The following is a 17,410-nucleotide window of genomic DNA, read 5'->3' as shown; positions in this document are numbered from 1 at the left end:
GACACTCTTCACACCTCTCCGGCGCCTTATGCGACCGACGAGGAATCCTCCTTGATTGCTTGGGCGACCGGGCTCGCGACAATGAGCCTGATGCCGGCATTCTCGATCATCCTGACGGCTTCCTCTGGAATGCCGTCATCGGTGATGATGGTAGACACACGCTCGAGCGGGCACAGAATGAGGCTCGACCGGCGATGGAACTTGCTGGAATCGGCCATGACGACCAGTTCGTCGGCCTGATGCATCAGCTTCTGCTCGCTCTGGATGATCAGCGCGTCGGCTTCCATGATGCCGAGCGGGCCGATGCCCTGCGCGCCGATAAAGAAGCGACGGGCATAGAAATTACGGATCGCGTCATTGTCGAAGGGGGAGAGGATCAGGCTCTGCTCGCGATAGATCGCGCCGCCTGGCACCGTCACCGTGTTCTTCGAGTGCTTGACCAGATGTTCGGCGATCGCGAAAGAATTGGTCATCACCTGCAGGCGGTGCGCCGCCATGAAATGCACCATCTGGAAGGTGGTCGTGCCACCGTTGATGATGATCGCGTCGCCCGGATCGCAAAGCTCGACCGCCTGGCGTGCGATTGCGCGCTTCTTATCGATATTGACCGATTCCGAAACGCGGAAGGGGCGCCCGGCGAGATTTCCGAGCTGCGGCGGATGCACCGCTTCGGCGCCGCCGCGCACACGGCGGATCTTGCCCTGGACATGAAGAGCCGCGATGTCGCGCCGAATCGTCGCCTCGGAAGCCTCGGTCAGTTCGGAAATATCCTGAACCGTCACGACGGACTTTTCCTGAACGGCGCTCAGTATGATGCGATGGCGTTCGCGTTCGTGCATGGGGCTCCTCCTTGGACCGTTTATTTCGCACATATGACAATGTGTCAATCAAAAACGATCATAAATTTTCATATTGCGCTGCACAATAATCGAATTTGATCGTTTTCGATTGACAACCTCCATTTTAATGCGCGATACCGTCAGCGAAAAGCGGCGCGAACTTTGCGTCTCGATGAAGATTTCATATGGGAGGATGACATGGCGGCGAACGTCCGGCTTCTGGAAAACCGGTGGGATGAGGCTTACGCGGCAGGCCTCGATGAGCCTGGCAAACTGCTCTATCGCTCCAACCTGCTCGGCGCCGACAAGCGCATCACCAATTATGGCGGCGGCAACACCTCGGCGAAGGTGATGGAAACCGATCCGCTGACCGGTGGCAAGGTCAAGGTGCTCTGGGTCAAGGGCTCGGGCGGCGACGTCGGCACGATCAAGCTCGACGGTTTCGCGACGCTCTACCAGGACAAGCTGGAATCGCTAAAGGGCATCTACAAGGGTGTCGAGGACGAGGACCGCATGGTCGGCTTCCTGCCGCACTGCACCTTCAACCTGAATGCCCGCGCTGCCTCGATCGACACGCCGCTGCACGGTTTCGTGCCTTTCACCCATGTCGACCACATGCATCCCGATGCGATCATCGCGATCGCCGCATCGAAGAATTCCAAGGAATTGACGCAGCAGATCTTCGGCGACGAGATCGGCTGGCTGCCATGGCGCCGTCCGGGCTTCCAGCTCGGCCTCGACCTCGGCGCTTTCGTTGCCGCAAATCCGAATGCCAAGGGCGTCGTGCTCGAAAGCCATGGCCTCTTTACCTGGGCGAACGATGCGAAGGCCTGCTACGAGCTAACGCTCGATATCATCAACAAGGCGATCGTCTGGTTCGCTGAAAAGACCGAAGGCAAGACGATTTTCGGTGGCGCGCTGGCACAAAGCCTGCCGGTCGCCGAACGCCGCGCCATCGCCGCCCGGCTGATGCCGGAGATCCGCGGCCGCATCGGCAAGCAGGAGCGCAAGCTTGGTCATTTCGACGATCAGGACGCCGTGCTCGAATTCGTCAATTCCAGCGATCTGCGCCCGCTCGGTGCGCTCGGCACCAGCTGCCCTGACCATTTCCTGCGCACCAAGATCCGCCCGCTGATCGTCGATTTCGACCCGGCCAAGCCGGATGTCGACGCGATCGTCGCCGGTCTCGACAAGGCGCTGGAGGACTACCGCGCCGACTACGCCCGCTACTACAACGACTGCAAGCATGACAATTCGCCCGCCATGCGCGACGCCAATCCCGTCATCTTCCTGGTGCCCGGCGTCGGTATGCTGTCTTTTGCCCGCGACAAGGCGACGGCCCGCATTGCCAGCGAATTCTACGTCAACGCCATCAACGTCATGCGTGGCGCCTCGACGGTCTCCGAATATCAGGGACTGCCCGAGCAGGAAGCTTTCGACATCGAATATTGGCTGCTCGAAGAAGCCAAGCTGCAGCGCATGCCGAAGCCGAAGGGCCTTGCCGGCCGCGTCGCCTTCGTCACCGGCGGCGCCGGTGGCATCGGCCGGGCGACGGCCGCGCGCCTCGTCGGCGAAGGCGCCTGCGTGGTGCTTGCCGATATCGACCAGGCAGCGCTCGAAGGCACCGAAGCCGATTTCGTCAAGAAGTTCGGCGCTGACGCCGTGCGTAGCGTCCGGCTCGACGTCACCAAGGAAGATGCGGTGATCGCCTCCTTCGCGGAAGCCTGCGTCGAATTCGGCGGCATCGATATCCTCGTCTCGAATGCCGGCATTGCCTCCTCCGCGCCGATCGAAGCGACCGAACTGTCGACGTGGAACCGCAATATCGATATTCTCGCGACCGGCTATTTCCTCGTCTCGCGCGAAGCCTTCCGCCTCTTCCGCCGACAGGCGCTCGGCGGCAACGTCGTCTTCGTCGCTTCGAAAAACGGTCTTGCCGCTTCGCCGAATGCATCTGCCTATTGCACGGCAAAGGCTGCCGAAATCCATCTTGCCCGCTGCCTGGCGCTGGAAGGTGCGGATGCCGGCATCCGTGTCAACACCGTCAACCCGGATGCCGTCCTGCGCGGTTCGAAGATCTGGAGCGGCGAATGGCGCGAGCAGCGCGCCGCCTCGTCCAAGATCGAGGTGGACGATCTCGAGGAGCATTACCGCAAGCGTTCGATGCTGAAACTCAACGTGTTTCCGGAAGATATCGCCGAGGCGATCTATTTCCTCGCATCGGACCTCTCGGCAAAATCGACCGGCAACATCATCAACGTCGATGCCGGCAACGTGCAGAGTTTTACGCGGTGATTTGATTGATGGCGGATGCGTCGGCCCCTCACCCTAACCAACGAAATGTTGGAGTGAGACGGAGACGGTGCTGCATATCACCTTCTCCCCGTCTGAACGGGGAGAAGGTGCCGGCAGGCGGATGAGGGGCTGTCCCACGACAAAGTCCCAATGTTTGAATTGCATAACCGGGAGGAAGACATGGCCGAATTCAGGATCGCGCAGGATCTGGTTGCGACGGATAACGACAAGCGGGTAACGGCGCTGAAAGCCGACTATGAGGCACTGGGCGCGACGCTTGCCCGTCGCGGCGTCGATATCGAGGCGGTCACTCGCCAGGTTGCGGAATTCTTCGTTGCCGTTCCCTCCTGGGGTGTGGGCACCGGCGGCACGCGTTTTGCCCGTTTTCCCGGCACCGGCGAGCCGCGCGGCATCTTCGACAAGCTCGACGATTGCGCCGTCATCAACCAACTGACGCAGGCGACCCCGAACGTCTCGCTGCATATTCCCTGGGACAAGGCGGATGCTAGCGAATTGAAGGCCAAGGGCGACGCGCTCGGCCTCGGCTTCGATGCGATGAATTCGAACACCTTTTCCGATGCGCCCGGCCAGGCCCATTCCTACAAATACGGCTCGCTCAGCCACACCGACGCGGCGACACGGGCGCAGGCGGTCGAGCACAATCTCGAATGCATCGAGATCGGCAAGGCGCTCGGCTCCAAGGCGCTGACGGTTTGGATCGGCGACGGCTCGAACTTCCCCGGCCAGAGCCATTTCACCAAGGCTTTCGAGCGTTACCTCGCCTCGATGGCTGACATTTACAAGGCGTTGCCCGACGATTGGAAGCTCTTCTCCGAGCACAAGATGTACGAGCCGGCCTTCTATTCCACAATCGTGCAGGATTGGGGCACCAACTACCTGATCGCCCAGACGCTCGGCCCCAAGGCCTATTGCCTCGTCGATCTCGGCCACCATGCGCCGAACACCAATATCGAGATGATCGTCGCCCGCCTGATCCAGTTCGGCAAGCTCGGCGGCTTCCATTTCAACGATTCGAAATATGGCGATGACGATCTCGACGCCGGCGCGATCGATCCCTACCGGCTGTTCCTCGTCTTCAACGAACTGGTCGATGCCGAGCAGCGCGGCGTCAACGACTTCAACCCGGCCCATATGATCGACCAGTCGCACAATGTCACCGACCCGATCGAAAGCCTGATCAACAGCGCCAACGAAATCCGCCGCGCCTATGCGCAGGCGCTGCTCGTCGACCGCAAGGCGCTCTCCGGTTACCAGGACGACAACGACGCGCTGATGGCGTCGGAAACGCTGAAGCGCGCCTATCGCGCCGATGTCGAACCGATTCTGGCCGAAGCCCGCCGCAGGGCCGGCGGCGCAATCGACCCGATCGTCGTCTACCGCGCCAGCGGCTATCGCAGACAAGTGGCAGCCGAGCGTCCGGCATCCGCTGCCGGCGGCGGCGGCATCATCTGAACGCCCGATTGTCTCGCATGGCCTGAAGCCATGCTGATTAGGGATGTGGGTTGCCGGCCAGCGCAGGGGTGACGCGCTGCCGGCAACCTCGCCGTTTACGGCTTCCAGGCCCCGGCGATCTGGCGGGTGGCGATGTTCAGCCGGTTCCAGACATTGATGTTGGCGATGGCGATGACGAGTGCCGCAAGGCTCCTGCCATCATAATGCCGGGTCGCCTCGTTCCAGATATCATCCGGCACCGGATCTGCCCGATCGCTAAGGCGGGTGATCGCCTCCGTCAGCCCAAGCGCGGCGCGTTCAGCATCGCTATAATAGGGGGCGTCGCGCCAGCCAGCGAGGGCAAAGAGCCGTTCGTCAGTCTCGCCGTGTTTACGGGCAATGCGCCAATGACCGTCGATGCAGACGCTGCAGCCGTTGATCTGGCTGGCGCGCAGGTTGACGAGTTCGAGCAGCTGTGGCGGAAGGCCGGTTTCGACCGGCACCTTGCTGAGAGCATTGAGCGCCTGCATGGCTGCGGGAAGGACGAGGGCGGGATTTCCCATTCGCTCCCGCATGACCATTTTTTCCTGCATGGTATGTCTCCTTGATGCGTTTATGGTTCGACGATCCGCCGGGTGTCACATCGGCCGGGTTTCATTCGTCATGGCCTTGACGGAACGCAGCGGAGGAATGTGACAAATGGACGAGAAAAAATGGCTGGCCGATGAGTTCGAGGCGAACAGAGCGCATCTGAGGGCCGCAGCCTATCGCATGCTCGGCTCGCGCAGCGAGGCGGAGGACGCCGTTCAGGAGGCCTGGCTGCGGCTCAGCCGCACGGACACGACAGGGGTCGGCAATCTCGGCGGCTGGCTGACGACGGTGGTGGCGCGCATCTGTCTCGACATGCTGCGCACCCGCAAGACCCGGCGCGAGGAGCCGCTGGAGGCGCCTGTTCATGGCGGGATCGCCGATCCCGCGAACGATCCCGAGCGCGAAGCCGCCTTTGCCGATTCGGTCGGTCTGGCGCTGCTCGTCGTGCTGCAGACGCTGGCGCCCGCCGAACGTGTCGCCTTCGTGCTGCACGACATGTTCGATCTGCCCTTCGACGAGATCGCGCCGATCATCGGCCGCTCGTCCGGCGCCACCCGCCAGCTCGCAAGCCGCGCCCGTCGCCGGGTGCAGGGGGTGGACGAAACGCCTGATGTCGATTTCGGCCGCAAACGGACGATCGCCGAAGCCTTTCTCACGGCGTCGCGCAACGGCGATTTGGAGGGATTGATCGCGGTGCTGGCCCCTGACGTCGTCTTCCGGCCGGATGCGACGGCGGCTCGCTTCGGTGCCATTGGCGAAACGCGCGGAGCGGCTCACGTGGCCGAAGCCTTCAAGGGGCGGGCGCAGGCGGCAGAAATCGCCATGGTCGACGGCGAGCTCGGCTTCGTCGTGGAGATCAAGGGCCAGCTCCGCGTCGTGGTGGCGCTGACGATCGCTGGAGGCAGGATCGCCGCAATCGACGCCATCGCCGATCCGGATCACTTGGAACGACTTGACTATTCGATCCTTCGGGATTGAAAATAAAGGCGAATTTACCGGATCTTCGAAAAAGGCGTGCTTCGCAAGGAGCGCACCGCTTACGTTTCGTCTATGCGACGACCGCGTCATTTTCCTTGACAGCTTCGTCTTCGGCTTTATTCTATTATAAAGCCTTATGTATCATAGTTATGGAATTTCCGATACGGCGCCCTGAGAGGCCATCTCTAGCTTCCCCATTGCTCTTCCATAATGACCCGGATGGCCGAGGCGTGATCCCGGTCCGAGACTTCGAAAGGAATGCATATCATGCCCGGCGACCAGGCGAAGAAGCCGCTTCTCCTCACCAATGTCAAACCAGTGGCTTTTGGTGCGGGCACACAAGAGCGGGCAATCGACATTCTCGTCAAGGCCGACGGTAGAATCGCCGAGATCGGTCCGTCGCTTTCTGTCTCGCAGGATGTTGTGCGCATCGACGGCAAGGGCGCCTTCATTTCGCCCGGCTGGGTCGACCTGCACGTGCATATCTGGCACGGCGGCACCGATATTTCCATACGTCCGTCCGAATGCGGCGTCGAGCGCGGCGTCACCACGCTGGTCGATGCCGGTTCGGCCGGTGAGGCGAATTTCCATGGCTTCCGCGAATATATCATCGAGCCCTCGCGCGAGCGCATCAAGGCCTTCCTGAATCTCGGCTCGATCGGCCTCGTCGCGTGCAACCGCGTCGCGGAATTGCGGGATATCCGTGATATCGATCTCGACCGCATTCTCGAAGTCTATGCGGCAAACAGCGAGCACATTGTCGGCATCAAGGTGCGCGCCAGCCATGTCATCACCGGGTCCTGGGGCGTCACCCCGCTCAAGCTCGGCAAGAAGATCGCCAAGATCTTGAAAGTGCCGATGATGGTGCATGTCGGCGAGCCGCCGGCGCTTTATGACGAGGTGCTTGAGATCCTCCGACCCGGCGACGTCGTCACCCATTGCTTCAACGGCAAGGCCGGGTCGAGCATCATGGAAGACGAGGACCTCTTCAACCTCGCCGAGCGCTGTGCCTCCGAGGGCATCCGCCTCGACATCGGCCATGGCGGCGCCTCCTTCTCCTTCAAGGTCGCCGAGGCGGCAATCGCACGGGGGCTTCTGCCGTTCTCGATCTCGACCGACCTGCACGGCCATTCGATGAATTTCCCGGTCTGGGACCTGGCGACCACGATGTCGAAGCTGCTCAGCGTCGGCATGCCTTTCGACAAGGTGGTGGAGGCCGTCACCCATGCGCCGGCATCCGTCATCAAGCTGTCGATGGAAAACCGGCTTTCGGTCGGCTCGCAAGCGGAGTTCACCATTTTCGACCTGGTCGATTCCGACCTCGAGGCGACGGATTCCAACGGCGATGTCTCGGTCCTCAACAAGCTGTTCGAGCCGCGCTATGCAGTGATGGGCGCCGATACCTTCACCGCCAGCCGCTATGTGCCGCGGGCGCGCAAGCTGGTGCGCCACAGCCACGGCTATTCCTATAGATAGGATCCGCTAAGGGGCGCAATGCTCAGCGATTGCGCCAACCCATCAGCTTTTCGATCCGTTCCGCTGAACTTCGCACATGCGCCGTATAGTGGTTCTCGTCGGAAAACGCCTTCTGTTCCGGCAGTACGATGGAAATGGTGGCGACGCACTGGCCGTCGCGATCGCAGATCGGCGAGGCGATGCAGGCAACCGCGTAATCGGATTCCCCTGCCTGGATCGACAGCCGCGACTCGAAGGCCTTGCCGGCGGCTTCCGACAGCGTGCCTGGATCGATCTCGGCGCGGCCGGTCGGCGAAGAGCGGGCGCAGCGCTTGAACAGTTCGATGCGCTCCTGCTCGGCCAGGTGGCCGACGAGCAGGCGGCCGGAGGCCGTCCAGTTCAGCGGCACCCTTGTGCCGACGCGGGACGCCACCTGAAAATGGCTCGGGCCGTCGGCCATGGCCAGCACCAGCATATAGTCGCCGTCGCGGCCGCAGACCTGCACGGTTTCGCCGGCCTGGCGGCAGAGATCGTGCATTTCGTGGGTGGCGATGCTCATGAAATCCAGCGACCTGGCATACGCAAGGCCGTAATGGTAGAGCCGCGCGCCGAGCCAGATCGAGCCGTCCGCCTGACGTGTCAGCATGTTCTTCTCGACGAGATCGTCAACGATGACGTAGACGGTCGATAGCGGCGCCTTCACCGCCTTGGCGATGGCATAGACGCCGGCAGGCGATCCGGTCTCGTAAAGATGGTCGATCACTTGAAGCGCCCGGTCGATACCGCTGACACGCGCGCGGCGCGCGCCCTTGCCAGCAGCCTCGTCGGCAACGCCCTCATCTTCGGAGTAAACCGGGGGGGATGTCTTTCCGTCCAATTCCACGCACCTCATGAAAAACGCCGTTATGTTACATTACTATGGCATAGCGGTGGCTATGGCAAATCGCAACATCTTGTAGGTTGATCGTGTGGGCAGATGCGACAGCTCGGCGTGGAACAACAAGCCGCAGTCCGAGTTTGACCCCCTCAACCCAGGAGGTCATGATGCCAAATTATCCCATACCGCCCTTTCCATCTCAGAAACAGCCGATGCCGGGCTTGACGGCACAGATGGACCCCGTTCCCGATCATGGCGAAAAAAGTTATCGCGGTTCCGAGCGGCTGAAGGGCAAGCGTGCGATCATCACCGGCGGCGATAGTGGCATCGGCCGGGCCGTGGCGATCGCCTATGCCCGTGAAGGGGCCGATCTGGTGATCTCCTACCTCGACGAGGACGAGGATGCCGACGAGACCAAGCGGCTCATCGAGCAGGCCGGGCGCAAGGCCATCCTCGTCAGCGGTGACATCCAGGATCCCGCTCACTGCAGGCAGATCGTCGAGACGGCGGTCAAGGAGCTCGGTGGGATCGACATTCTCGTCAACAACGCCGCGCATCAGGCAAGCTTCAAGAGCATCGACGAGATCAGCGACGAAGAGTGGGAACTGACCTTCAAGGTCAATATTCACTCGATGTTCTACCTGACCAAGGCAGCCGTCGCCCATATGAAGCCCGGCAGCGCCATCATCAATACGGCTTCGATCAATTCGGACAATCCGAACCCGACGCTGCTTGCCTATGCGACGACCAAGGGTGCGATCCAGAATTTCACCGCCGGCCTTGCTCAGCTTCTGGCCGAGAAAGGCATTCGCGCCAATGCGGTGGCGCCCGGGCCAATCTGGACGCCGCTCATCCCTTCGACACTGCCTGAAGAAAGCGTCAGCAATTTCGGCAAGCAAGTGCCGATGAAACGGCCGGGACAGCCGGCCGAGCTTGCGACAGCCTATGTGATGCTGGCCGATCCCTTGTCGAGCTATATCTCCGGCACGACGATCGCGGTCACCGGCGGCAAGCCAATCCTCTAAAGCGCGTCGCGATTTTCAGTTTCGCTCTCCGCGCTTTAAGTCTTTGTTTTTACGCATGCCGTCGTCGCAAAAGCGCTGCACACTTTTGCGACGACATGCTTTAAAGCGGCAAGGGCCGCCGCCTGGTTGTGACGGCAGCCCTTGACGGGGGCAGGGAGAGATCCCCAAGCTGTTCAGGCGGCTTCATCAGCCGAAGCAGGGCATTGCCGGCAGATTGGCGCGACTTGCAAGCGCTCCAATCATATTGCCCACCGAAGTCGAGCGCGGTTCGCGTTTGCGGGCGGCCGTCTCCAGGAGTTGCTTGAAGTCTTCAAGCTTCACGCCGTCAGCGTGCAACACCATGGCGATCAGGGGGTCGCGAAGGGCTTCGGATATCGTCAGGTCGTCTCTGGTCTTTGTCATGGTTGTCCTCCTTTCGTGGGCGGTCGCCCGTGTTCCACTTTCCGCTGTCATGCCCTCGGCATTGACTTTCGCGTTTTGTGGTGTTACCGGTAAGTAACAATGCATTTGTTACCGATCGGTCACATTGATGTCAAGGACTACGTCCGCAAAAAAATCAGAAACTTCGAATGAAATCTCCGCAGCCGTTCCAGAAGATCGCATCCCGCCGCGGGAACGTATCGTGTCGACCGCCTCGGAGCTTTTTCGCGAACGCGGCATCCGCGGCATCGGCGTCGATGCCATTGCCGACGCGGCTCTGACCAACAAGATGACGCTCTACCGACATTTCGGCTCGAAGGACGAGCTCGTCTGTGAGACACTTCGCCGAGCCTCCGAAAAGGCGGATGCCATCTGGCGCGATCTGGAAGCGGCCTATCCCGGCAATCCGCGCGCCCAGCTGGACGCCTGGGTTGATCTGCGGGCGCAATGTCTGAACGGCGAGCCCGCCGGTTGCGATCTTGCCAATGCTGCCATCGAGCTGAAGGGCGAGGGCCATCCCGCCCATGAAATGATCGAGCGGCACAAGGCCGAACAGCGTGATCGCCTGGCCGCGCTCTGTTCGGCGGCCGGCGCGCGCGAACCCCAACTTCTTGCCGATACGTTGACGCTGCTGCTCGAAGGCGCGCGTGTCAGCCGCCAGGCTATGGGTGCTGCCGGCTGCTGCGGCCATTTCGCCAAGGCCTGCCACGCGGCAATCGCTTCTTTAGCCTGACCACCGCAAAGTGTGAGGGGAACCTTACTGCTTCCATGCCGTTTTCACACTAACCCGAGAGCGATGTGGAGGCAGGGAGATGAACTACGTCTATCTCAAACGCCTGTATGCCAAACGCGCGGAACTCGAAGCCAAGCTGGAGCTTCATGATGCGCGTTATTGTTTCGGCGACGAAGAGGTCGATGATGGCACCGACAGCGATCTGCGTCAGCGGTTGAGCGAGATCTCCGAGGAAATCGCTACGCTGGAGAGCAGGCCGCGCCGCTAACTGTTTCATTTGGGAACGTGTTCAGATTCCAGGCCGGCCTGGCCTAAAATCATCCTGTGCTGGCGCTAAGGATTTCCATCGTCCGAGCGTCGAATTTTCCCTGATAGAAATGCTCGATCACCCGGTGGAAGGGCGAACCATGGTCGCTGATCGCGGCAAACAAGGTCATCGACGAGCGCAGCTTGAGGTCGTCGGGTGAGCCCAGGATTTCGTGCGCCGATCGGCCGTTCACGGACAGGATCGCCTCGACGCAGCGCAGCAGCCGGCTTGAGAGAATGGGATCGGCGAGATAGGCGGCGGCTTCCTCGGCCGAGCGGATCGCATATTTTTCGGCCATCGCCGACGTGCCGAGACCGGCGATCTGCGGGAAGATGAACCACATCCAGTGGGACGTCTTGCGTCCGGCTTTCAGCTCTAAAAGCGCCTGTTCGTAGACGCCGTTCTGGGCATCGATGAACCGATCGAGATTATAGTCGATTTCACCGGCCATGGCCCTTTTTCCCTTTTCCTGCTGTCGATGCAGCCTGGGCCAAGGTCTCCATGCCCGGCGAGCTAGCTTTCCTGTTAGCAGACCCTCTCAGCGTAGGGGCTGCTGTCGCGGCAATGGCCGTAGGCCGGATGCGGCGGCATGTTATCGCCGCCCGTGACGGCAATGGCCGATGTCGTCATCGGGTCCGTATTGCCGGAAGAATAGGCGGCAAAACCCGCAAAGCTCAAGAGAACCAGCGCTCCGACCACGACGATGCGCTCGAAGGCCGAAAGTTTCTGGGCGCTGACATGGTCTATATAATCACGCTCGCCTAAACCGGCTGTTTCGTCTTCTTTTACATGAAGGGTCACCATATCCTGGCGACGGGTCAAAGTTTCACAATCTGTCATTTTTAATTACTCCTGCAACACATGCGGAGCCGGTCTCTTAAGAGCATACTCTCACCCTCGCGCCGAACCGCTTCCGCATGCGTGCAGCATGTGTGTCTTCGATCGTGGTAATTGAAGGGGCGATATTCAAACTCAGTGTTCAAAAAATCGTACCAATAAATGCAAAATATCGTGAACCTCTGGTTCACCGGAATGATCCGGGGTAGTCCAGAGAGGAACATCTTTTTTCTGGATAGTCCCATGAGCAAATCCTTCGGCGCGATGTCGGTCGCGCAGCTTTCCGTCCTCATTCAAGCTGGCGCGGCCGATCCGGTCGAGGTGGCGGAGGCGGTCTTCGATTCCATCGCGCATTATGCCGACAAGGCCGTCTTCACCACACTGCTCGAAAGCCGGGCGATGGCGGAGGCGCGCGCTTCGTCGCGACGTCTGCGGGAGGGGCGCTCGCTTGGATTGCTGGACGGCATTCCGATTGCCTGGAAGGATCTTTTCGACATGGAAGGCTTGCCGACGACGGCCGGTTCCGTCGTACTGGCAAAGGATATGCCGGCCAAGCGCGATGCGGCTGTCGTCGTTTTGCTCAGGCAGGCGGGCATGGTCGCCGTCGGACGCACCAATATGAGCGAATTCGCCTTTTCCGGCCTCGGCATCAATCCGCATTACGGCACGCCGGTAAATCCGCGCGGCACTGATCTCCCGCGCATTCCGGGCGGCTCGTCCTCGGGCGCTGGTGTCGTCGTCGCGGCCGGATTGGTTCCGGTCGCCATGGGCACCGATACTGGCGGCTCGGTGCGTATCCCCGCCGCTTTCAACGGCATCGTCGGTTATAAGGCAACACGCGGCCGCCACGCGATGGCAGGCGTCTATCCGTTGGCAAAGAGCCTGGATTCGCTAGGACCGCTCTGCCGCAGCGTCACGGACGCGGTCTGGATCGATGCGGCGATGCGTGGCCTGACCGCGCCCGATGTCGTTGCGCATCCCCTGCAAAGTCTGGAACTCGTCGTGCCTGAAAATGTCGTCTTCGACGGAGCGGAACCCGGCGTCGTCGCCGCGTTCGAGGCGGCTTTGGAACGTCTTCAAAAGGCCGGCGCCCATGTTGCCCGCACCGTCATCCCTGCCTTCAACGAAATCTTCGAGCTGATGACGAGATATGGTCCGCTGGTCACGGCGGAGGCTTTCGCACTTCATCAGGAACGCTTGGCCGGACCGGACGCGGACAGGATGGATCACCGTGTCGTCTTGCGTACCCGTCTCGGAAGCAAGACGACACTGCCCGATTACCTCAGAATCCTCGATGCGCGCAGCCGCCTGATCGCCGATGTCGAGCTCCTGGTCGGCGACCGGCTGCTCGCCTTTCCCACTGTCGCCCATGTCGCGCCGCCGATCGGGCCGCTGGTGCAGGATGACGAGCTGTTCTTCGCGACGAACAACAAGACGTTGCGCAACACCGCGCTCGGCAATTTCCTCGACTGGTGCGGCGTTTCCATTCCCTGCGGCACCGGCGAGGCTGGCATGCCTGTTGGACTGCTGCTTTCCGCCACGACCCATCGCGATGAGGCGCTCCTGGGGATCGCCCTTGCCGCCGAGCCGGTCATCCGCGACGACTTTGCCTGAATTGGCAATTGAACCGCCGGGAATTAGTTGCCATTGATGGCGCGAGGAGATCCCGGAGGAAAGCAAGTGCAGGTTTTGCAAAACGGACGTTTCGCGGTTTCGACATGGTCGCTGCATCGGCTGCTTGGCGCCGTTCACGCCTATAGTCCCGATCCCGACAAAAGCGCTGCGCCGAAAGAGCCCTATGGCCCAGGCGGCGCGGTGCTGATCGACGTGCCCGCGGCTCTTTCGGCACGTGGCGTCAACCGGCTGGAGGTCTGTTCCTTCCATCTGCCGAGCCTCGACGCCGCCTATATAAGCGAATTGCGCGAGGCGATGGCGGCTTCGAACGTGTTGTTCCAGACGCTGCTGGTCGAGGACGGTGATCCGAGCCATCCGGAGACTGCCGAACGCGACGTCAGATGGATGGCGGAGTGGATCGGCATTGCCGCAGCCCTCGGGGCTGAGAGGATGCGCGTCATAGCCGGCAAGCAGAAGCCGACGGAAGAAAACCTCGCCCGCGCCGCCCGCCATCTGAACTGGCTGGCCGAAAAGGCGGAAGGCAGCGGCGTGCGTGTCGTCGTCGAGAACTGGTTCGACCTGCTGCCGTCCCCCGTCGAGATGAACTGGCTGCTGGACCGGCTGGATGGCAGGGTCGGCCTCAACGGCGACCTCGGCAATTGGGCGGCGCCGGCGAAATATCAGGGCCTTGCCGATATCATGGGCCGGGCGGAAATCTGCCATGCCAAGGCCGATTACGGCGTTACCGGCCTCGACGCCGAGGACTACCGCACTTGCCTGGAGATGTGCGAGAGGGCCGGTTATGCCGGTCCCTTCACGCTGATCTACGACTCGTCCTTCTTCCCGGATGAATGGGACGGCATCCTGCTGCAAAAGACGTTCATCGAGGATTTCCTGCGCGAGTCGCCGGCGCGCAGGACGGCTTAAATCAGAAGCACTTCTCGCTCATCCCTAGAGCATGATGCCGAAAAAGTATGAGCGGTTTTCGGACGACATCATGCGCTAACGACATCATGTAGAACAGGATTCAGATTTTAGGCCGACCCGGCCTAAAATCATCCTGTTCTAGCGCGGGAACCTTTGGTTTTCCTCCAGCACGTTCAGATCCATGTGATTGCGCATGTAGCGTTCCGAGGCTTTCTGCAGCGGCTGATAGTCCCATGGATAATAGGCCCCATTGCGCAGCGCCGCGTAAACCACCCAGCGGCGCGCCTGGCTTTCGCGCACGGCTGCGTCGAAATCGGCAAGGTTCCAGCGCCGGCCGGCCTGTTCGACGAGCCTTGCCAAAATCTCGGCATGCGCCGGGTCGGCCGCCAGATTGTCGAGCTCCTGCGGATCGTCCTCAAGATTAAACAGCATCGGCGGGTCCTTCTCGCAAAGCGAGAGTTTGTAGCGTCCGTCCCGGATAGAGACGAGCGGCGCCTCGGAACCCTCTGCGGCATATTCCATCGGCACCGGGCCGCGGCTGCCGGTGCCTTCGGCAAGCCCTGCGAGATCCTCGCCCTCGGTCCATGGCTTCAGCGAGGCGATATCGATCCCGGCAAGTCCTGCCAGCGTCGGCGTTACGTCGAGGGTGGAGACAGGCTGGTCGATCCGCCTCGGCTTCCAGCCGGGTGCCGCGATCATCAGCGGCACGCGGGCCGATCCTTCGAAGAAGTTCATCTTGAACCAGAGGCCGCGATCGCCGAGCATGTCGCCATGGTCGGAGGCGAAGAGGACGATGGTGTTTTCAGCCATGCGGGTCCGTTCCAGGACGCCGAGAATGTCGCCGATCTTCTCGTCGACATAGGAGATATTGGCGAAATAGCCTCGCCTTGCCCGCCTGATCTGCTCATCGCTGATGTCGAAAGCATCGTGATCGCAGGCTTTCATCAGGCGCTGCGAGTGCGGGTCCTGGCGCTCGAAGGCAATCGCCGCAACAGCGGGGTCAAGTGCCGGGCAATCCTCATAGAGGTCCCAGAATTTGCCGCGCGCGACATAGGGGTCGTGCGGATGGGTGAAGCTGACGGTCAGGCACCAGGGACGCTCGTCGTGGCCACGCGAGAGATCGAACAGCTTGCGGCCGGCATGATAGGCGACCTCGTCGTCATACTCCATTTGGTTGGTGATCTCGGCAATGCCGGCGCCGGTGACCGAACCCAGATTGTGATACCACCAGTCTATGCGCTCGCCGGGCTTGCTATAATCCGGCGTCCAGCCGAAGTCGGCCGGGTAGATGTCCGTCGTCAAGCGCTCCTCGAAACCATGCAACTGGTCGGGGCCGACGAAATGCATCTTGCCGGAAAGTGCGGCCTGGTATCCGGCCGCGCGCAGGTGATGCGCATAGGTCGGAATGTCAGAGGCAAATTCCGCCGCATTGTCATAGACGCGGGTTCGGCTCGGCAATTGTCCGGACATGAAGGAGGCCCGCGCCGGTGCGCAGAGCGGGCTTGCCGTATAGGCGTTGGTGAAACGCACGGAACGCTCCGCCAATGATTTCAGATGCGGCGCATGCAGAAAATCGGCCGGGCCATCGGGAAAGAAAGTGCCATTCAACTGATCGACCATCAGGATGAGAATATTCGGACGCGCCATGTGAAATTGTCTCCTTTGGTCTCAAAGGCCGGGGAAGGTCCCGCTGAGGCGCACGTCGCCCCTTGCTATTTGCAGATCTTATCAAAGCCAGTATTATCATGCCTGTAAAGCTGGCTTTTTTCGATAGTTGCCAAAAGGAATTTTTATGCGAGATCGCCCGCCTGAGCTGGGATCGATGCGCATCTTTACGGAGGTCGCAAGGCTCGGCAGCTTTTCGGCCGCAGCGGCAGGTCTCGGCCTTACGCAGCCGGCCGTCAGCTATCAGATTCGGCGGCTGGAAGAGCAGTTCGGCGTTGCCCTGCTGCGCCGCCAACACCGCGGCGTCGAGTTGACCGCGGAGGGGGAGCGGCTTTTCCAGGTCGCGGCTAAGGCGGTCGGTGACATCGATGCCCTGGCGCGCAGTTTCCGCACCGAGGCTCAAAGGCCGGTCGTCAGACTGAGAACCGACTATGCTTTTTCAGCGCTTTGGCTGATCCCGCGCATGCACGGCTTTCGCCTGCTTCACCCCGAAACGGATATACAGATCGTCGCCACCCAGAGGCTTGAGCCCGGCCTTCGTGACGACGCAGATGTGGTGGTGGTTTTCGGCACAAAGGCGGAATTCGGCGCGATCGGATCGCTTCTGCTGCAGGAAAAGGTCGTGCCCATCTGCACGCGAGGCTTTCTCGATCGCAACGGCCCGTTCGACGATCCGCAGCAGCTTGCCAAAGCGATCCTGATCCATCTCGACTCGCCAATGCCATCGCCCTGGTTCGACTGGCGGAGCTATTTTGCCGAATTCTCCGTCATTCGCGATCTCCATGCCGGCCGCGGCGATGTCAGTTTCAACACCTACTCGCTGGTCGTCCAGGCCGCTCTCAGCGAGCAGGGCGTGGCGATCGGCTGGATGGGCCTGGTCGATACGCTTCTCTCCACACATATGTTGGTGGAAGCCGGGCGGCCGCTCGAGGCACCCGACCGCGGATACTGGCTGATACCGCCGCGATCGGCAAATATTCACAGCGAGAGGCTCAGCACCTGGCTGGTGGATGAAGTCGGCAGGACATGACATTCGGACCGAGGCCGGCGCGTCATTGCATCGCGAATATGCTAGCGCTCAGGAGAGAAGCCTTGTCATGACTGGCGTCGATCGACATTGTGGCATCGATTCATAAGGAAGGGCCGAAACATGTCGCGAACCGTCGGATACATCGTTGGACTGCTCATGATCCTCCTGGGACTGATCTGGATCGCCCAGGGAAGCGGCTATTTTCCCTATCCCGCGTCCAGTTTCATGATCAACCAAAGCATCTGGGTTCTCTGGGGAAGCATCATGGTCGTCGCCGGGCTCGCTGTGACAATTATTATTTCACGGCTGCGCCGGAGAGGATGAGCCGGCAACCCGTGCACGGCTTTGAGGGAATTCGACATCGA

Annotated in this window: 18 protein-coding genes; 11 read left to right on the top strand and 7 right to left on the bottom strand. The window is 61.1% G+C overall.

Going from position 1 to position 17,410, the window contains the following annotated elements; genetic code table 11:
* Positions 1 to 26 precede the first annotated feature (26 nt).
* Positions 27 to 839: a DeoR/GlpR family DNA-binding transcription regulator gene (locus tag ACIPSK_RS00235; protein ID WP_011655152.1), complete on the bottom strand. Its 813-nt coding sequence runs from the start codon at positions 837 to 839 to the stop codon at positions 27 to 29.
* Positions 840 to 1,037: 198 nt separating this feature from the next.
* Here ACIPSK_RS00235 and ACIPSK_RS00230 point away from each other — a divergent pair, with 198 nt between their 5' ends.
* Both ACIPSK_RS00230 and rhaI read left to right on the top strand, forming a co-directional pair.
* Positions 1,038 to 3,134: a bifunctional rhamnulose-1-phosphate aldolase/short-chain dehydrogenase gene (locus tag ACIPSK_RS00230; RefSeq protein WP_162115314.1), complete on the top strand. Its 2,097-nt coding sequence runs from the start codon at positions 1,038 to 1,040 to the stop codon at positions 3,132 to 3,134.
* Between the two features lie 180 nt (positions 3,135 to 3,314).
* Positions 3,315 to 4,607, top strand: a complete 1,293-nt coding sequence (gene rhaI / locus ACIPSK_RS00225; protein WP_162115315.1) for an L-rhamnose catabolism isomerase — start codon at positions 3,315 to 3,317, stop codon at positions 4,605 to 4,607.
* A gap of 95 nt (positions 4,608 to 4,702) precedes the next feature.
* Here rhaI and ACIPSK_RS00220 read toward each other — a convergent pair whose 3' ends face one another.
* The gene (locus ACIPSK_RS00220) at positions 4,703 to 5,161 is read right to left on the bottom strand and encodes a carboxymuconolactone decarboxylase family protein (RefSeq protein WP_162115365.1); all 459 of its coding nucleotides are present in this window, start codon (positions 5,159 to 5,161) and stop codon (positions 4,703 to 4,705) included.
* A 124-nt stretch (positions 5,162 to 5,285) separates the two neighbouring features.
* Between ACIPSK_RS00220 and ACIPSK_RS00215 the strand changes: the two genes are divergently transcribed.
* Together ACIPSK_RS00215 and ACIPSK_RS00210 are read left to right on the top strand one after the other, a co-directional pair.
* Complete coding sequence (locus ACIPSK_RS00215) at positions 5,286 to 6,155, top strand: sigma-70 family RNA polymerase sigma factor (protein ID WP_162115316.1); 870 nt, start codon at positions 5,286 to 5,288, stop codon at positions 6,153 to 6,155.
* A 267-nt stretch (positions 6,156 to 6,422) separates the two neighbouring features.
* Positions 6,423 to 7,631, top strand: a complete 1,209-nt coding sequence (locus ACIPSK_RS00210; RefSeq protein WP_162115317.1) for an amidohydrolase/deacetylase family metallohydrolase — start codon at positions 6,423 to 6,425, stop codon at positions 7,629 to 7,631.
* 22 nt (positions 7,632 to 7,653) lie between these two features.
* Here ACIPSK_RS00210 and ACIPSK_RS00205 read toward each other — a convergent pair whose 3' ends face one another.
* The gene (locus ACIPSK_RS00205) at positions 7,654 to 8,502 is read right to left on the bottom strand and encodes an IclR family transcriptional regulator (RefSeq protein WP_162115318.1); all 849 of its coding nucleotides are present in this window, start codon (positions 8,500 to 8,502) and stop codon (positions 7,654 to 7,656) included.
* Positions 8,503 to 8,654: 152 nt separating this feature from the next.
* On the opposite strand from ACIPSK_RS00205, the gene ACIPSK_RS00200 reads away from it, so the two are divergent.
* A complete protein-coding gene (locus tag ACIPSK_RS00200) occupies positions 8,655 to 9,512 on the top strand; it encodes an SDR family oxidoreductase (protein ID WP_017968386.1) in 858 nt (285 codons plus the stop codon).
* Positions 9,513 to 9,698: 186 nt separating this feature from the next.
* Here ACIPSK_RS00200 and ACIPSK_RS00195 read toward each other — a convergent pair whose 3' ends face one another.
* Complete coding sequence (locus ACIPSK_RS00195; RefSeq protein WP_026154592.1) at positions 9,699 to 9,914, bottom strand: hypothetical protein; 216 nt, start codon at positions 9,912 to 9,914, stop codon at positions 9,699 to 9,701.
* Positions 9,915 to 10,041: 127 nt separating this feature from the next.
* Between ACIPSK_RS00195 and ACIPSK_RS00190 the strand changes: the two genes are divergently transcribed.
* Positions 10,042 to 10,665 carry a TetR/AcrR family transcriptional regulator gene (locus tag ACIPSK_RS00190; protein WP_162115319.1) on the top strand — a complete coding sequence of 208 codons (624 nt, stop codon included), beginning with the start codon at positions 10,042 to 10,044 and terminating at the stop codon, positions 10,663 to 10,665.
* A gap of 79 nt (positions 10,666 to 10,744) precedes the next feature.
* A complete protein-coding gene (locus ACIPSK_RS00185) occupies positions 10,745 to 10,933 on the top strand; it encodes a hypothetical protein (protein WP_162115320.1) in 189 nt (62 codons plus the stop codon).
* Positions 10,934 to 10,982: 49 nt separating this feature from the next.
* Here ACIPSK_RS00185 and ACIPSK_RS00180 read toward each other — a convergent pair whose 3' ends face one another.
* Together ACIPSK_RS00180 and ACIPSK_RS00175 are read right to left on the bottom strand one after the other, a co-directional pair.
* Positions 10,983 to 11,423 (bottom strand): DUF1810 domain-containing protein, encoded by a 441-nt coding sequence (locus ACIPSK_RS00180; RefSeq protein ID WP_162115321.1) that lies wholly within the window; start codon positions 11,421 to 11,423, stop codon positions 10,983 to 10,985.
* A gap of 74 nt (positions 11,424 to 11,497) precedes the next feature.
* Positions 11,498 to 11,776, bottom strand: coding sequence for a hypothetical protein (locus tag ACIPSK_RS00175; protein ID WP_162115366.1), 279 nt, complete (start codon positions 11,774 to 11,776; stop codon positions 11,498 to 11,500).
* 276 nt (positions 11,777 to 12,052) lie between these two features.
* On the opposite strand from ACIPSK_RS00175, the gene ACIPSK_RS00170 reads away from it, so the two are divergent.
* Both ACIPSK_RS00170 and ACIPSK_RS00165 read left to right on the top strand, forming a co-directional pair.
* Positions 12,053 to 13,423, top strand: coding sequence for an amidase (locus tag ACIPSK_RS00170; RefSeq protein WP_162115322.1), 1,371 nt, complete (start codon positions 12,053 to 12,055; stop codon positions 13,421 to 13,423).
* 66 nt (positions 13,424 to 13,489) lie between these two features.
* Positions 13,490 to 14,350, top strand: a complete 861-nt coding sequence (locus ACIPSK_RS00165) for a TIM barrel protein (protein WP_162115323.1) — start codon at positions 13,490 to 13,492, stop codon at positions 14,348 to 14,350.
* A 138-nt stretch (positions 14,351 to 14,488) separates the two neighbouring features.
* Here the strand turns inward: ACIPSK_RS00165 and betC are convergent, their stop codons facing one another.
* Entirely contained in the window at positions 14,489 to 15,997 is a 1,509-nt protein-coding gene (gene betC, locus ACIPSK_RS00160; protein ID WP_162115324.1) for a choline-sulfatase, read from the bottom strand.
* Positions 15,998 to 16,142: 145 nt separating this feature from the next.
* Here betC and ACIPSK_RS00155 point away from each other — a divergent pair, with 145 nt between their 5' ends.
* Positions 16,143 to 17,045, top strand: coding sequence for a choline sulfate utilization transcriptional regulator (locus ACIPSK_RS00155; RefSeq protein WP_162115325.1), 903 nt, complete (start codon positions 16,143 to 16,145; stop codon positions 17,043 to 17,045).
* Positions 17,046 to 17,165: 120 nt separating this feature from the next.
* Entirely contained in the window at positions 17,166 to 17,369 is a 204-nt protein-coding gene (locus ACIPSK_RS00150; protein ID WP_026154593.1) for a hypothetical protein, read from the top strand.
* Positions 17,370 to 17,410: the final 41 nt, after the last annotated feature.

The sequence above is a fragment of the Rhizobium sp. LARHSG275 genome (genome assembly GCF_052871115.1).
This window is presented reverse-complemented; position numbering and strand designations above follow the sequence as displayed.

Bases quoted from the DNA above. Each gene is read 5' to 3' on its own strand.
- rhaI (WP_162115315.1), top strand. From the start codon at position 3,315: ATGGCCGAATTCAGGATCGCGCAGGATCTGGTTGCGACGGATAACGAC.
- ACIPSK_RS00205 (WP_162115318.1), bottom strand. From the start codon at position 8,502: ATGAGGTGCGTGGAATTGGACGGAAAGACATCCCCCCCGGTTTACTCC.
- ACIPSK_RS00230 (WP_162115314.1), top strand. From the start codon at position 1,038: ATGGCGGCGAACGTCCGGCTTCTGGAAAACCGGTGGGATGAGGCTTAC.
- ACIPSK_RS00155 (WP_162115325.1), top strand. From the start codon at position 16,143: ATGCGAGATCGCCCGCCTGAGCTGGGATCGATGCGCATCTTTACGGAG.
- ACIPSK_RS00200 (WP_017968386.1), top strand. From the start codon at position 8,655: ATGCCAAATTATCCCATACCGCCCTTTCCATCTCAGAAACAGCCGATG.
- ACIPSK_RS00185 (WP_162115320.1), top strand. From the start codon at position 10,745: ATGAACTACGTCTATCTCAAACGCCTGTATGCCAAACGCGCGGAACTC.
- ACIPSK_RS00235 (WP_011655152.1), bottom strand. From the start codon at position 839: ATGCACGAACGCGAACGCCATCGCATCATACTGAGCGCCGTTCAGGAA.
- ACIPSK_RS00195 (WP_026154592.1), bottom strand. From the start codon at position 9,914: ATGACAAAGACCAGAGACGACCTGACGATATCCGAAGCCCTTCGCGAC.
- ACIPSK_RS00210 (WP_162115317.1), top strand. From the start codon at position 6,423: ATGCCCGGCGACCAGGCGAAGAAGCCGCTTCTCCTCACCAATGTCAAA.
- ACIPSK_RS00180 (WP_162115321.1), bottom strand. From the start codon at position 11,423: ATGGCCGGTGAAATCGACTATAATCTCGATCGGTTCATCGATGCCCAG.
- ACIPSK_RS00215 (WP_162115316.1), top strand. From the start codon at position 5,286: ATGGACGAGAAAAAATGGCTGGCCGATGAGTTCGAGGCGAACAGAGCG.
- betC (WP_162115324.1), bottom strand. From the start codon at position 15,997: ATGGCGCGTCCGAATATTCTCATCCTGATGGTCGATCAGTTGAATGGC.
- ACIPSK_RS00170 (WP_162115322.1), top strand. From the start codon at position 12,053: ATGAGCAAATCCTTCGGCGCGATGTCGGTCGCGCAGCTTTCCGTCCTC.
- ACIPSK_RS00190 (WP_162115319.1), top strand. From the start codon at position 10,042: ATGTCAAGGACTACGTCCGCAAAAAAATCAGAAACTTCGAATGAAATC.
- ACIPSK_RS00175 (WP_162115366.1), bottom strand. From the start codon at position 11,776: ATGGTGACCCTTCATGTAAAAGAAGACGAAACAGCCGGTTTAGGCGAG.
- ACIPSK_RS00220 (WP_162115365.1), bottom strand. From the start codon at position 5,161: ATGCGGGAGCGAATGGGAAATCCCGCCCTCGTCCTTCCCGCAGCCATG.
- ACIPSK_RS00150 (WP_026154593.1), top strand. From the start codon at position 17,166: ATGTCGCGAACCGTCGGATACATCGTTGGACTGCTCATGATCCTCCTG.